Source organism: Paenibacillus artemisiicola, from assembly GCF_017652985.1.
Taxonomy (GTDB): domain Bacteria; phylum Bacillota; class Bacilli; order Paenibacillales; family Paenibacillaceae; genus Paenibacillus_Z; species Paenibacillus_Z artemisiicola.
The window spans coordinates 1-15,026 of record NZ_JAGGDJ010000045.1; the positions used below are offsets into that span (position 1 = coordinate 1).

Sequence of the window (15,026 nt, forward strand, 5' to 3'; positions counted from 1 at the left end):
GAGGCCGCTCGCGGGATCCCCGCAGCGGCCCGGGCTTCGCGCCGGCGCGCCATGCGCCTCGCGCTGCGCCCCGCCCTCGCGGCGCTGCTGCTCGCGGGCGCCCCGGCGGCCGCGGCTTCGCCCGCCTCGGGGGCCGCTCCCGCGGCCCCGCCGCCTGCGGCGGCGACGGACGGCCCCGGTGGGTCTGCCGTCCCGGTTCAGGCCGCCGGCGGCGGCCGCGATGAGCCGCAGCCGACGGCCTGGCTCATCAAGTGGCGCGACCCCGCGCAGGCGAAGCCGCTGCCGGGCACGCGCATGCTGCGCCGCCTGGCGCTGCCGGGGGCGGCGGTGGACGTGGTCCGCCCCGCGGATGCCGGGGCGGACGCGGACGCGTGGCTCCTCGGGCTGCGCAGCCGGCCGGAGATCGCCTACGCGCAGCCGGTCGGCGCCGTCCGGATGCTCGCGGCCGAGCCGGCCCCGAATGATCCGGAGCTGCCGAAGCAGCAGTACCTGGCGCAAATCGGCGCCCGGGACGCGTGGACCAAGGTGCACGATCAGACCGATCTGACGATCGCGCTCATCGATACCGGCGTAGACTTGAATCATCCCGATTTGAAAGACAATTTGGTACCCGGCACGAACCTCGTGTCGCCGGGCAAGCCGCCGGAGGACGACAACGGCCACGGCACCGCGGTGGCCGGCGTCATCGCCGGCGAAGGCAATAACAAGGCGGGCATAACCGGCATTCTCTGGCATGCCCGGATCATGCCGGTCAAGGCGCTCGACGCCGACGGCTACGGCGACGAGGAACGGCTCGGCGAGGCGATTACCTACGCCGTCGACCACGGCGCGCGCATTCTGGTGCTCTCGGTCGGCCTCTACCGGTATTCGCCGTATTTGAAAGACGTGACGGCTTACGCGGAATCGAAAGGGGCGCTGCTGGTCGCGGCGAGCGGCAACGACGGCGGAACGCTAGGGACCAAAGCGAAGGTGAAGTACCCGGCCGCCTATCCCACGGTGCTGGCGGTAGCCGGCGCCACGGCGGCCGGCGCGCCGGAGACGCGGTCGAACGCGGGTCCGGAGATCGACGTCGCCGCTCCGTGGAGCGTCTATACGACCGCGGTCGGCGGCGGCTATAAGCAGGAGCAGGGCACGTCCATGGCCGCGCCGCAGGCGGCCGCGGCGGCGGCGCTCGTTTGGGCGCTGCATCCGGGTTACAAACCGTATCAGGTGCGCGCCCTGCTTCGCCAGTCGGCGAAGGACATCGGCAGCCCGGGGTTTGATAACCTCAGCGGCTACGGCCTGCTGCGGATCGACAAGGCCGTCGCGGCGGCGCTGCGGCCGGACGCCTACGAACCGAACGACGACCGCCAGAGCGCGAAGCTGTTTCCGCTCGGCAAGCAGATCGCCGCGGAGCTGAGCGGCGGCAAGGACGCGGACTGGTTCCGCGTCGAAGCGCCGTACGACGGCACGGTCGCGATTCGGGTGCAGAGCCTGCCCGCCGCGGGAGAGAGCGCCCCGACGCTGCGCGTGACGCATGCCGGCGACGCCTCGCCCGGAGGAACGCAGGATACGAAGCTCGGCAACCAAACGGTGGAATGGCGCGTCAAGAAAGGGCGGAACGATTTCGCGGTGCGGCTGTTCGACGGGGCGAGCAAGCAGCGGCTGGCTTACCTGCTGACCTCCTCCTTCGAAATCGCGCCGGATGCGTACGAAGTGAACGACAAGCCGTATCAGGCCTATACGCTGCCGCCTAGGTCGCAGCGGGTCGAGGGGAACTTCCACCAGACGAACGACGAGGATTGGTACGCGATCCGCTTCGAGACCGGGGGGACGCTCAAGCTGTCGGCGACGGCGGACTCGGCGCGGGCGGACCTGGGGCTCGCCTACGAACGGCAGGGCGGCACGCTGCTCGAGGAAGACGAGAACGGCGAAGGGGAAGGCGAAGCCTCCCCGCCGATCAACGTGACGCCGGGCACGTATTATATTCGCGTGCGGAATGCCATCTCGGCCCAGGCCAGCCCCGTTCCGGCGCAGTACGCGCTGAACGTGCAGTTCGCGACGCGGCACGCGGATCCCAACGAGCCGAACGACAAAACGTACCAGGCGACCAACGTCTCGCCGGGCTCCGGCTACTCCGGGGTGATCGGCAAAGCGGGCGACGCGGATTGGTATCAGCTCCGGATCGCCGGCGAGCGGCTGACGACGCTGCGGATCGGCGGCATTCCGGCGGGCATCGTCATGAAGGCGGAGCTGTTCGATAAGCGGCAGCAGCCGCTCTACGCGCTGAAGTCGTCGCCGGGAGCCGCGTCGATGTCCCGGGAGAAGGTGCTGGCGGCCGGCTTGTATTACATCAAGGTGACCGCGAGCGCCCCGTTCGACAAGCAGTATTACGGGCTCCGGGTCACGGCCGAGACGCTGGTCGCCGGCTTTCGCGACATCGGCGGCCATTGGGCCGAGTCGGCGGTCGCGGCGCTCCGGCAGCGGGGCATCGTCGGCGGAAGCGGGGATTACCGGTTCGAGCCGGACCGGCCCGTCAGCCGGGCGGAAGCGGTGTCGATGCTGACGCGGGCGATCGCGCCTGCCGCGGGCGCCGCGCGCGCGCCGGCTTTCCGCGACGTCGGCGCGGGCCACTGGGCGTACGCGGCGGTCGCGAACGCGTCGCGCGCCGGCTGGATCGGCGGCTATCCGAACGGAACGTTCGGACCCGGACGCCCGATCTCGCGCGAAGAGATGGCCGTCGCGCTGCTGCGCGCGCTGAACGTGCGGACCGCGCGGCCGGGCGGTCCGGTCTTCGCCGACGTGCCGGCGGACCGATGGTCGTCGCCGGCCGTCGCCGCCGCCAAACGGCTCGGGCTGATGGGCGGCTACGCCGGCGGACGGTTCGAGCCGGAGCGATCCGCGACCCGGGCCGAATTCGCCGCGGTGCTGCTGCGGGCGCTCAACGCCGGGAATATAGGATAGAATAGGGAGTCATGAACATGGATCAAATCGCCGCAACGGCAGGCATGCATGCCTTAATGTCGATCGTCATCGAGCTGTTCAGCATCGCGCTGGCCTGGGTCGCGCTGCAGGAGCTGAAATGGGACACGATCCTGAAGCGTCCGCGCGGAGGGCAGGCCCGTTTGCTGCAGATCATCCTGTCGGTCGTGCTCGGCCACGGGTTCGCGTCTTTCGTGCTGGCTTACTGGAACTGGTCGGGTCTGCTCAAGGGCATTGTCGAATAACAACCCGGAAACATGTAAACAATGGGGAATAGATAACGGTCCGAAAGTCGAAATCGCTTGCGAATGCTATAAAAATGGGCCAAAAATAGGTCGAATATCCGCTTTTCGACAGGCATAAAATAACGCTTGTCGATTCCTGTAAGCGGATGGTAAGATGTAGGTTGGGTACGGATCATGGTACCAAATATTTCCTCAATTAAAAGAATCTACTGCACGCGGAGGGAAACCTAAGATGAGCAAAATAATCGTCCGCGGCGGCAAGCGACTATCCGGAACTGTCCGCGTAAGCGGCGCAAAAAACGCCGTACTGCCGATTCTCGCTGCCACGTTACTCGCCCAGAATGGCGAAAGCGTCATTCATGACGTACCTTATCTCGATGATGTCGTGACCCTTCAACAAGTGCTTTCCGCGCTTGGCGGAAAGCTGACATATGATAATGAGACCATGCGCATTTCCGCTGAACGGCTCGTATCGTTCGAGGCCCCGTACGAATGGGTGCGCAAGATGCGCGCTTCGTTCCTCGTCATGGGTCCGCTTCTGGCCCGCCTCGGCCGTGCCCGCATCGCCCTTCCCGGCGGATGCGCCATCGGCACCCGCCCGATCGACCAGCATCTCAAAGGCTTCGAAGCGATGGGCGCGGAGATCGTGCTCGGCCAAGGCTTCATCGAAGCCCGCTCCGAAGGCAAGCTGAAGGGCGCCAAGATCTATCTGGACGTCGCCAGCGTCGGCGCCACGGAGAACATCATGATGGCGGCCGCGCTCGCGGAAGGCACCACCACGATCGAGAACGCGGCGAAGGAGCCGGAGATCGTGGATCTGGCCAACTACCTGAACGCCATGGGCGCGATCGTCCGCGGGGCAGGTACGGGCGTCATTCGCATCGAAGGCGTCGATACGCTCAGCGGCGTAGCGCATACCGTTATCCCCGACCGCGTGGAAGCGGGTACTTATATGATCGCGGCGGCCATGACCGGCGGCGACGTGCACATCGAGGGCGCGATCGGCGACCATCTGGCGCCCGTGATTTCGAAGCTGCAAGAGATGGGCGTCGGCGTCGTCGAGACCGACAGCGGCATCCGCGTCACGGCGGCCAAGCGGCTGAAGTCCGTGGACGTCAAGACGCTGCCGTATCCGGGCTTCCCGACCGACATGCAGTCCCAGATGATGGCGCTGCTGATGATTTCGGACGGCACGAGCATCGTGACGGAGACGGTATTCGAGAACCGGTTCATGCACGTGGAAGAGTTCCAGAAGATGAACGCGCATATTAAGGTGGACGGCCGTACCGCGATCGTGACCGGCGGCACGCAGCTGACCGGCGCGAAAGTCACGGCGACCGATCTGCGCGCCGGAGCGGCGCTCGTCTGCGCGGCGCTCTGCGCGGACGGCGAAAGCGAGATCAACGGCATCCATCACGTGGATCGCGGGTATGTCGACATTACGGGCAAGCTGGCGGCGTTGGGCGCGGACATTTACCGCGACGAAGACGCGGAAGCGGCCCAACCGCTCTACGCCAAGGTGCTGGAAGGCGTAGCCGCGGTGCTCGAAGAGCCGGAACCGGCGATCGTGGCGGCGCGAACGCAAGAGCCGGCCAAGCGGGAGAAGGAACTGCCCCGGATCAAGGCGCAGCCGACATGGGCCTAAACCCTCCGCATACCAAGAGACCCTATTTTCACTTCTCTTTCGGGAGAAGCGAAAATAGGGTTTTTTGCGCTTCTCGCGCCCGACAGACCCTGCTGCGGCCCTATTCGCGGTACTATCCTATCTTTTCGATTCATAGACTGTAGTAGGCGGGAAGGAAAGACCCTAGAATCGAAAGCCGCGAAAGGAGCCGCGCATGAAACGGGCAAGATGGAGGACGGGAAGCTCTTATCGTCGTCGATTATGGACAAGGGGCTGGTGGTTCGGATTTCTGTGGGGGCTGCTGCTCGTGCTTCTCGTGAAGGCGGGAATCCACTGGCTGACGCCGAACGCGGCTGCGCCTGAGCGTAAAGAAGCGCAATTGGCCGTGTCGGAATCGGCGAGGCCCGATCAAGAGGCCGATACGGCCGCGCCGGCGCCGCGGGACGGCTCGAACGCCGGGAGCGGGCCGCAGGGGGATGTGCCGGCCTCCGCCGGCGCCGAAACGGCGGACAAGCAGCTGAAGAAGCTGAGCGCGTACGACCGGCTGTGGGTATCGGTGTACCTCACGAAGGACAAGCGTATCGAACATATGCCGATCGAGCTCTACGTGCGCGGAGTGCTGGCCAGTGAAATGCCGGTCGACTTCGAGCTGGAAGCGCTCAAGGCGCAGGCCATCGCCGCCCGCACGTACATTTACCGGAGGCTGCTGACCGGAGACCGAAGCGGACTGAGCGGCGAGCGGGAGAAGGAAGCGGACGTGGACGATACCGTTATGAATCAGGCCTATCTCTCGCTGAGCGCCCTGCTGAATCGATGGAGCGGGAACGAGAAGGACGCGAACCTGGGCAAGCTGAACGAAGCGGTGGAGCAAACGAAGGGGCTGATCGTTACATACGGCGGGCAGCCGATCGAGGCGTCGTTCTTCTCCACGAGCAACGGCTATACGGAGAACGCGTCGGATTATTGGAATCTCGACCTGCCGTACCTGCGCTGCGTGGCCAGCCCGTGGGACAAGGCGCTCTCGCCGAAGTACGAGCAAACCGTGACGATGAAGCTGAAGGACGCGGCCGCGAAGCTGGGCCTGACGACGAACGAGGTCCGGAGCATGCGGATCGGGAGCACGACGCCCGGCGACCGGGTGAAGGACGTTCGAGCGGGCGGCGCGACGCTGACCGGTAGAGAGATTCGCGAGAAACTGTCTCTCGCTTCTTCCGATTTCTCGTGGACGATCGACGGGAATGAGATATCTATCACGACGAAAGGCTACGGCCACGGCGTCGGCATGAGCCAGTGGGGCGCGGACGGTATGGCCAAGGAAGGCGCAACGGCGCGGGAAATCCTGGCGCACTACTATACGGGCACGAAAATCGTGCAGGCTTCCGGCGTGCTAGACTAGCGCGAACCGTCTAGTTCTAACAATCTCAAAAAATGTCAATCCCTCACGTATAAACTGCTAGGTTGTGGCAACAATGGCTAGTGAGGTGATCGAACAATGAGTGATAACAAATCAAAGTTCAATGAAGAAGCTCCCAAAAACGTTCTGGGAGGCAACGCCGTCAAACCGTCTGCGTGGAGAAAACTGATGGCAAAAAAATGGGCAGCACCATCAGCGTTTCTGGCCGCCGCAGCAATCATCGTAACCTTAATGTGGCTCTATGGGGGAGCCGGGGAGACAGATAAACCGGCCAGCACGACCGTAGATACCACGCAAGGGGTAACGGATGAGCAAACGCTCGACGAGCAGCCGCCGGCGGATACCGACAAGGCGATTCAGCAATCGGCAAGCGAAGTCATGAAATGGCCGGCCGACAAGAGCCAGCTCGACGTCGTGGCGCCGTTCTATGACGCCAAAGCCAGCAACGACGACCGCCTGGCCGCTTGGGTCGACGGTCCGGACAACACGCTCGTTCCGAACATGGGCGTCGACCTCGGCAAAGACGACAAGTCCTTCGACGTTACGGCAGCCCTGAGCGGCGTCGTTACCGTCTCCGAGAAAAACCCGGTCAACGGCAACGTGGTCCAAATCAAGCACGCCGACGGGCTCGTCACGATCTACAACAGCCTGAGCGACGTGCAGGTCAAAGTCGGCGACGAAGTGAAGCAGGGCGACGCGATCGCCAAAGCGGGCCGCAGCGAGCTGGAGAAGGACCTCGGCGTCCATCTGCACTTCGAAGTGCGCAAGGACGGCAAGCCGGTCAACCCGTCCACGCTGATCGAAACCGCGAGCGCGGACGCGCAGCAATAAGCAATCTCGGCAAGGCGGCAACCGGCCGCGAACCCTTCCGAAGGCAGGTATTTCCTGCCTTCTTTTTTGCGTTCCGGGGACTTGTTTGAAAATAATCGCAATTCTTGGGCTTGTCACGCTTGGACATAAAGAATATATACCCGTACCCCTCATATAATGTACCAAACTATCTCGAGTAGGGAGGCGGGAGCGTGCACGATTACATCAAAGAACGGACCATAAAAATCGGCCGTTGCATCGTCGAGACGAAGCATACGGTACGGACGATCGCAAAAGAATTCGGCGTCTCCAAGAGCACGGTGCACAAGGATTTGACCGAGCGGTTGCCGGAGATCAATCCCGATCTGGCGGACCAGGTGAAGCACATCCTGGAATACCACAAATCGATCCGGCACCTTAGGGGAGGAGAAGCCACCAAGATCAAGTATAAGAAGAGCTCCGGACGCAAGCGCGAAGTCCTTGCCGCGGCAAAATCGTAAGCGATTTTTTCTACAAAAATAGAGGATTTTCGTACCCTTCAGCGAATACTATACGGGATGTGGATTGCACTCGACTATTATTCGCGCTGGAGGACTTCAGACTTATGTTTAGCAAGGATATCGGGATTGACTTGGGAACCGCAAATGTGTCCATTCACGTGAGAGGGAAGGGCGTCGTCCTGGATGAGCCTTCGGTCGTGGCGATCGAAAGCGAAACCAAGCGCGTGCTTGCCGTGGGCGAAGAAGCGCATCGGATGGTAGGACGGACCCCTGGAAACATCATTGCCATCCGACCGCTTCGCGACGGCGTCATCGCCGATTTTGAGATTACGGAAATCATGCTGAAGGCCTTCATCGATCGCGTCGGCGGCCGTTCCTGGTACAGCCGCCCTCGCATCCTTATTTGCGCGCCGACGAACATCACGTCCGTCGAGCAAAAAGCGATCCGGGAGGCCGCGGAGCGCAGCGGCGCCAAGGACGTGTTCCTCGAGGAAGAACTGAAAGCGGCGGCCATCGGCGCCGGCATGGACATTTACCAGCCGAGCGGCAACATGGTCGTCGACATCGGCGGCGGCACGACGGACGTGGCGGTGCTCTCGATGGGCGACGTCGTCACCGCGTCGTCGATCAAAGTCGCGGGGGACAAGTTTGACGAGGCAATCTCCAAGTACATCAAAAACAAGTACAAGCTCCTGATCGGAGAACGGACAAGCGAGGACATCAAGATCAAGATCGGCACCGTGTACGACAACGGATTCCGGGACGAGATCGATATCCGCGGGCGCGACATGGTAACGGGCCTGCCGCTGACCGTGACGATCTACTCGGAGGAAGTGCGCGAGGCGCTCTGGGAGCCGGTATCCTCCATCGTCTCGGCGGCCAAATCCGTGCTGGAACGGACGCCTCCGGAGCTGTCGGCGGACATCATCGACCGAGGCGTCATCCTGACGGGCGGCGGCGCGCTGCTGGGCGGTTTGGACGCGCTGCTCGCGGAAGAACTGAAGGTGCCGGTGCTCATCGCCGAAGATCCGATGCACTGCGTCGTGAAAGGGACAGGCCTGCTGCTTGACCATCTGGACCGCGCGCCTCGGCGGGCGGAAATCTCCAAGCGCTAGAATCGAGCCGTGCGAACGCGAATAGGCGGAAAGCCGGTGTTCGGGTAGGGCGCCGTAGGGGGGCGCGCCGAGGGGCGTCGGTCGCAGAATAGGTCTTAAGGCATAGCGGTCGTCTATTCAACGCGAAGCGGCGTTATCCGATATTATCGATAGGATACGCGCCGGTCGGATCGATCAGGAGGCGCCAGGAGGTTTCGCCATGCTAAGAGGGCTGTACACGGCTGCGGCGGGAATGATTTCGCAGCAGAACAGGCATGATACCATCACCAACAATATCGCCAATATGAATACGCCGGGCTATAAACAGAAATACGCGGTTACCCATTCTTTCCCGGATATGCTCCTTCGTTTGACAGGGTCGCAGGACGTCGACAACGGCCAAGCGGTCGGCAAGCTGAGCACGGGCGTGTTCGCCGAGGAGAGCCTGCAGGTCAATTTGCAGGGCGATCTGATGCAGACCAACCGGTTCAGCGATTTCGCGATCGTCTCGGACATTCAAGTGCCGGGCGTGGCGTTCGACGCATCCGGCAAGGCGCTGACGGCGGGCGGCCAGCTGGTCTTCCAGCCGCAGGCGTTCTTCACGGTGCAGAATAAGGACGGCGAGACCCGCTACACGCGCGACGGCCAATTCCGGCTGGACGAGCAGGGCTACATGACGCTGCCGGACGGCTCCCGGGTGCTCGGCGCCGACGGCCAACCGTTCCGGCTGCCGGACGGCGTCACGATCAACGATCTGGCGATCACGCCCGACAACCGGCTCGTGAACCCGCTGACGGGCGCGAGCGCGGGGCAGCTGCTCATCACGCGCGTGGACGACCCGAACAAGCTTGTCCGCGAAGGCGACGGCAAGTTCAAGCTGGCGGACGGCGAGACGGGCGTGCGGCCCGTGAACGCCGGCGACCGCGTCGAAGTGCGGCAGGGGTACGTGGAGCGCTCCAACGTCGACGCCGCCCAATCGATGGTCGACCTGATGTCGGCGGCCCGCGCATACGAAGCGAACCAGAAAGTCATCCAGTTTTACGATAAAAGCATGGACAAAGCGGTCAATGAAATCGGACGCGTCTAACGCGGCGTATAGGCACGCAAGGCAGGGGAGGCTACGGGGATGAACGGCTCGATGATCAGCGCGATGGCGTCCATGGGCGGCTTGCAGCAGAAGCTCGACATGCTGGCGGACAACATCGCGAACGTGAATACGGTAGGTTACAAACGAAAGGTCGGCACGTTCGAGGATTTGCTGACGACGCTGAAGGAGCAGCCCGAAGCGTTCGATCAGCCCGGACGGCTGACGCCGCTCGGCTTCAACCAAGGCTGGGGCTCGCGTCTCACGATGATCGAACCGGACTTCTCCCAAGGGCCGCTCCAGCAGACGGATCAGCCTTTCGACGTCGCTATCGAAGGCAACGCGCTGTTCCAGGTGCAGGTCGACGACGCCGGGCACGTGGCCTACACGCGCGGCGGCTCGTTCGATACGACGTTTACCCGCAACGGCATTAATATATTGACGACGAAGGACGGCTATCCGGTCTCCTCCGTCGATAACCAAGCGATTGAAATTCCGGCGGACGTGCAGGGGGTCCAAATCGACGCCTCCGGCAACGTCGTCGGCACGCTCCCGGGCGGCGCGATCGTGCAGCTCGGCCGGCTGAAGCTGGTTCAGGCGGACAAACCGGGACTGCTGACGCAGGTCGCGGACAATCTGTTCGCGGTAGCCGACGGCGTTCAGGCAAGCGACGTCCTGCATGACGTCACGGCCACCGCCGAATCGAAGATTGCGGTCAAGCAGGGATATCTCGAACAGTCCAACGTCGTGCTAGCCGACGAAATGACGGACTTGATCAGCGTGCAGCGGGCCTATCAACTCAGCGCCAGAGCCTTGACATCAAGCGATAATATGATGGGACTTGCCAACAATCTGCGCGCTTAGGAAATGAGTGAATGCCTATGGATTCAAAAAAAGAAACGGCCGCCGGTCTGGAAAGCATCGCGCCCGCGGAGCGGGGCGGCCTGATCGGCCCGGCGCCGGCGGGCGACAAGGCCCGCGGCGGCGCCAAGCGGCCGGAACGGGAAGCCGCTTCGGCGAAGGGGGACGCGAAGCCGCGCAAGAAACGCCATCCGGCGGTGCGCGCGCTGCGCTGGACGCTGCTGAAGAGCATCGTGCCGGTGCTGTGCGTCCTGGCCATCATCGGCGGGATGTACCTCGGTTACGCGGTGCTCGGCAAGCGCCCGGGCGAGGAGATATTCCAGATCGGGACATGGAAGCATATGTATGATTTGATCTTTGCGGGGTAACCCCCGCACGGTACGCATGAAAGCCTGCCTGGCGGAGCCATGGCAGGCTTTTTCGCGTTCCGGGCCGTGACGTAGAGGCGAAGGTGCCTCGCATCGCGAACGAGGCGAACGGCCGTTCCGGGCCGTCGCGTCTCTCGCAAGGAGTGCGCGAGGTGCCGGAAGTACGAAAGCGGCTGCCTGTCCGGGGAAATGGAATGCCTGCGTCATCGTCGGGATGCGACGGCAACGCAGGCGTTTTTCATGCATAGCGGTTATGGCTTTACGGTGACGCGGATGCTGACCGTCTTGCCTTCCAGCGTGCCGCGGATGTACGTGGTGCCTTTCGCGACCGCGGCGATGACGCCGTCCTCTACGGTAGCGACCCGACTGTTGCCCGTCGTCCACGCGGCGGCCTTGGTGACGTCGCCGACGCGGCCGCCCTCGTACTCGCCGGACACTTTCACCGCTTGGTTCGCGCCGGGCGCGAGCGTCAGCGTTTTAACCGTCGGGGTCAGCTTCTTCAGTTTTCCGATGACCGAGACGGAGAGGACGAGGGTCTTGCCTTGGTAGGAGCCGGTCAGCTTGCCCGTGCCTTCCTTCAAGGTCTTGACGGAGCTGCCCTTGACCGTCGCCAGCTCTTCCGGATCCATCGTCCAGTTCATTTTCGACGCGAGCGAGATCGTCTTGCCGCTCTTGTAAACGCCTGTTACTTTGATCGTATAGGTGCGGCCTGGGCTGAAGACGGGCGCGGTGTTGTCCACGAGCAGCTTCGTGATTTCCTCTTCGATCGTGACGCGTACCGTCGTCGACTTGCCGAGGTAGGAAGCGGTCAGCGTGACCGAGGACGCTTGGATGCCCTTCACGTTCGGCGCCTTGACGATCAGGTTCGCCGACGAGCTCTTCCACGTCACGAGCGACGTGACGTCTTCTTCGTCGCCGCTCGCGTAAGTCATCGTCATGGTCGGAAGCTTCGCTTCTTTGCCGAGCACGACGGATAGATTCGCTTGGTCGGCCGTCAGCAGCAGCGGCTGCTCGTGCACGGTGACTTTGATCGTCACGGTCTTGGCCTGGATGCTGCCGGTCAGCGTGGCGGTGCCGGTTTTCTTCGCTTTCCATTTGCCGTCGGCTTTATCGAACACGTCCGTATTGCTGCTGGTCCAATTCACGAGACTCGAGACGTCCACGGTCTCGTCGGCGATGGTCGTCGCCGTGATCTTCGGCAGCGTGACGGCGTCGTCCAGGAACACGTCGATCGCGTCCTTCGCGGCGGACATGCTCGCGACCGTCGGGTAGACCGTGACGTTCACTTGCTGCGTGACGCCCTTATAGGACGCCTTGATCACGGTGGTACCGATGCCTTTCGGCGTGACGACGCCCTTCGCGACCGTGGCGGCGAAGACGTTGCTGGATGTCCAATCGGCGATATCCGTTACGGTGATCGGCTCTTCGCCGCCGTTCAGGACGACGGCCGCGAGCGCGACCGGCTCGTCCTTCAGCGTCAGGTTCTGGTCTTCCTTCGGCGTGAGGCGCATCGCCTCGTAAGCCGGGCGAACGACGACGGTCACGCTGCCGCTTACGCCGAGGTATGTCGAAGTAATCGTGGCGGTACCGTTGCCGACGGGCGTGACGACGCCCTTGTCGACCGTGACGACGGACGCGCTGCTGGTCGTCCAAGCGGCTTCCTCCGTCACGTCGTCCGCGGCGCCGGCCGTCGTCAGCGCCGTTGCCGTCAGCGATTGCGCGTTATCGCCGTACGTGAATTCCATCAAGCCGTTCGGCGCGAGAGAAAGCGATTTGTACGGCGACGTCACGGTCAGCTTGACCGTATCGGTGCGGCCTTTGTATTTGGCGGTAATCGTCGTCGTGCCGGCCGCGAGCAGCGTGATCTCGCCGTCCTCGACGGTCGCGATGCTCGTGCTGGAGCTGGTCCAGATGGCGTCTTTCGTGACGTCCCGATCGGACGAACCGCTCTTCGCGGCGGCGAGGTCGTACGCGAGCTTCTCGCCGAGCTTGACGTCAACCGCGGAATCTACGGCCGAGCCGTCATTCTTGATCGTCACGCTGTCATATAAATAATCAACGGTAACGGGCAAGGACACCTTGAAGCCCTTGTACGTCGCGGTGACGGTGGCGGACCCCTTGGCGACCGCGGTGAGCAGGCCGCTCGTCACTTTGACGACGGCGGAGCTCGAAGTGGACCAGGCGGCGTCCGTCGTGACGTTCTTCAGAGACGAAGAGCCGGAGATCGAGGCGAGCACGTCGAGCTGCAGTGCGTCGTCGTCGATATAGATGCGGGCCGGTGACGGCGGGTTATCGAAGGAAATGCCGGTGACGGTATCCTCGGCGTAAGCGAGGCCTGTGAAGGAAGACAGCATCAGGACGACGGCGAGCAGGGCGGTAAGCCAAGGCTTGAGTGCGACGGGAGCGGCGGGTGCGTTCTTGCGCATGCGGATTCGATACCTCCAAGTACGTGAATGTTCCCTTATTAATAGAAGCGTTTTTTCGCGGATCGCGCGGCTTCGATTGCTAAGGGCGAACGGAAAGCCGGCGATTAGCCGGACAACCGGTTCGCGGTGTCTCTTTAATTAACGGCTCGGAGGGCGGAAATTTGAAGGCATGGCGTGATTTCTGCCAAATTTAGTTAACGTAAAGGCGGGGCGGCCGGCGCCGCGGAAGCGTTTGGCGCCGGAGAGGGCCCTCGGGGGCAGGTTTTATTTTTTCCAGCGTAGCGGTATAATGGGTAAGAATGTCTGTCGCGTCAGGAGACCGGAATTCGCTGGCTTTCCTGATCGTCTACGACCTTGGCCCGCGCATGTGCCGCCTGCCGCCCGAGCAAACCGATCGCCCTTAGTTCATAAGGAGGCGTAAGCGTTTATGAATGTACCGAATTTGCTCACTCTGCTGCGGTTCGCGCTCATTCCCGTGTACGTGGCCGTATTCGTCTCGGACGCCACGAATCATATGAAATGGGCGTTCCTGGTCGTGGTGCTGGCCGGGCTCACCGATATTTTGGACGGGTACTTGGCGCGCAAGTACGGGCAAGTGACGACGGTCGGTTCCATGCTGGATCCGCTGGCGGACAAAGTGATGATGATCAGCGTGATCCTGTCCCTGCTGCTGACGGGCCATATTCCATGGAGCGCGGGAGCCGCGATCTTCGTTCGGGATGCGGGCATGATCGCGGGATCGGCGTATTTTCACTTTCGGGGGAAAAAGACGGTGCCCGCCAACTGGATGGGCAAGCTGACCACGGCGCTCTATTACGCGGCCATCTTCTTCATCTTCTTCGAGCTGCCGTGGGCGCGGACGTACCTATGGGGCGTCATCGCGTTCTCCTTCGTCACGTCCTTTATTTACATCGGCCTGTTCTTGGCGCTGAACCGCGAGGAGAAGAAAGCGGAGCACGGCGGCGTTCCGGCCGAGGACAACGGAGAGAATCACGCGCGAGAGGCTTAAGGCGCACGTAAAAAGGAGACTGAACGCAAGCGTGAAGCGGCGCGCCCAATCTCCCTTATCTTAACCCCCACGACTGCAGTTCGTGTAGGATGGCCTTATTGTGGCACAATAATAAGCAATTTATAACACGCATGACGAAAGGGAGTTCGCGAATGCTCGATATTCGGCAAATCCAGGAAATCATTCCGCATCGGCCGCCGTTTCTGCTGGTCGACCGCATCCTCGAGGTGGAGGACGGCAAGCGCGCGGTCGGGCTCAAGAACGTCACGATGAACGAGCCGTTTTTCACCGGCCATTTTCCCGCGTACCCGGTCATGCCGGGCGTGCTGATCGTGGAGGCGCTGGCGCAGGTCGGCACCGTGGCGATCCTGAAAGTGGAAGCGAACCGCGGCAAGATCGGCTTCTTCGCCGGCATCGACAATTTCCGCTTCCGCGGCCAGGTCACCCCGGGCGACACGCTGATCCTGGAAGTGGAGATCACGCGTCTCAAGGGGCCGATCGGCAAAGGACAAGCCACCGCCAAAGTCGGAGACAAGATCGTGGCCGAAGGCGAAATCATGTTCGCGCTGAAGGATCCGGAATAACGCTTGCGTTTTCCGCGGCTTTCGGCGATTGGACGATATAAACAAA

General features: G+C 62.7%; 13 protein-coding genes. 12 read left to right on the forward strand and 1 reads right to left on the reverse strand.

Annotated elements, in window-relative coordinates; translation table 11 throughout:
• The 10 genes from I8J29_RS27840 to I8J29_RS27885 form a co-directional block, all read left to right on the forward strand.
• A partial coding sequence (locus I8J29_RS27840) for a S8 family serine peptidase (protein ID WP_338113304.1) occupies positions 1 to 2,943 on the forward strand: 2,943 nt, incomplete at its 5' end.
• Positions 2,944 to 2,954: 11 nt separating this feature from the next.
• Positions 2,955 to 3,206 carry a DUF1146 domain-containing protein gene (locus tag I8J29_RS27845; RefSeq protein ID WP_208850623.1) on the forward strand — a complete coding sequence of 84 codons (252 nt, stop codon included), beginning with the start codon at positions 2,955 to 2,957 and terminating at the stop codon, positions 3,204 to 3,206.
• 232 nt (positions 3,207 to 3,438) lie between these two features.
• Positions 3,439 to 4,851 (forward strand): UDP-N-acetylglucosamine 1-carboxyvinyltransferase, encoded by a 1,413-nt coding sequence (gene murA / locus I8J29_RS27850; protein WP_208850624.1) that lies wholly within the window; start codon positions 3,439 to 3,441, stop codon positions 4,849 to 4,851.
• Positions 4,852 to 5,044: 193 nt separating this feature from the next.
• Entirely contained in the window at positions 5,045 to 6,226 is a 1,182-nt protein-coding gene (gene spoIID, locus I8J29_RS27855) for a stage II sporulation protein D (protein ID WP_208850625.1), read from the forward strand.
• A gap of 186 nt (positions 6,227 to 6,412) precedes the next feature.
• Positions 6,413 to 7,075, forward strand: a complete 663-nt coding sequence (locus I8J29_RS27860; protein WP_338113305.1) for a peptidoglycan DD-metalloendopeptidase family protein — start codon at positions 6,413 to 6,415, stop codon at positions 7,073 to 7,075.
• Between the two features lie 191 nt (positions 7,076 to 7,266).
• Entirely contained in the window at positions 7,267 to 7,554 is a 288-nt protein-coding gene (gene spoIIID, locus I8J29_RS27865) for a sporulation transcriptional regulator SpoIIID (protein ID WP_090575384.1), read from the forward strand.
• Positions 7,555 to 7,658: 104 nt separating this feature from the next.
• Positions 7,659 to 8,669 carry a rod shape-determining protein MreB gene (mreB, locus tag I8J29_RS27870; protein WP_208850627.1) on the forward strand — a complete coding sequence of 337 codons (1,011 nt, stop codon included), beginning with the start codon at positions 7,659 to 7,661 and terminating at the stop codon, positions 8,667 to 8,669.
• 199 nt (positions 8,670 to 8,868) lie between these two features.
• Entirely contained in the window at positions 8,869 to 9,735 is an 867-nt protein-coding gene (locus I8J29_RS27875) for a flagellar hook-basal body protein (RefSeq protein ID WP_208850628.1), read from the forward strand.
• Positions 9,736 to 9,774: 39 nt separating this feature from the next.
• Positions 9,775 to 10,596: a flagellar hook-basal body protein gene (locus tag I8J29_RS27880; protein ID WP_208850629.1), complete on the forward strand. Its 822-nt coding sequence runs from the start codon at positions 9,775 to 9,777 to the stop codon at positions 10,594 to 10,596.
• A 17-nt stretch (positions 10,597 to 10,613) separates the two neighbouring features.
• The gene (locus I8J29_RS27885; RefSeq protein ID WP_208850630.1) at positions 10,614 to 10,961 is read left to right on the forward strand and encodes a DNA-directed RNA polymerase subunit beta; all 348 of its coding nucleotides are present in this window, start codon (positions 10,614 to 10,616) and stop codon (positions 10,959 to 10,961) included.
• 251 nt (positions 10,962 to 11,212) lie between these two features.
• On the opposite strand, the gene I8J29_RS27890 is transcribed toward I8J29_RS27885, so the two are convergent.
• Positions 11,213 to 13,387: a bacterial surface protein gene (locus I8J29_RS27890; protein ID WP_208850631.1), complete on the reverse strand. Its 2,175-nt coding sequence runs from the start codon at positions 13,385 to 13,387 to the stop codon at positions 11,213 to 11,215.
• A gap of 427 nt (positions 13,388 to 13,814) precedes the next feature.
• Between I8J29_RS27890 and I8J29_RS27895 the strand changes: the two genes are divergently transcribed.
• Both I8J29_RS27895 and fabZ read left to right on the forward strand, forming a co-directional pair.
• Positions 13,815 to 14,396 (forward strand): CDP-alcohol phosphatidyltransferase family protein, encoded by a 582-nt coding sequence (locus tag I8J29_RS27895; RefSeq protein WP_208850632.1) that lies wholly within the window; start codon positions 13,815 to 13,817, stop codon positions 14,394 to 14,396.
• A gap of 152 nt (positions 14,397 to 14,548) precedes the next feature.
• Positions 14,549 to 14,980, forward strand: coding sequence for a 3-hydroxyacyl-ACP dehydratase FabZ (fabZ, locus tag I8J29_RS27900; RefSeq protein ID WP_090642581.1), 432 nt, complete (start codon positions 14,549 to 14,551; stop codon positions 14,978 to 14,980).
• Positions 14,981 to 15,026: the final 46 nt, after the last annotated feature.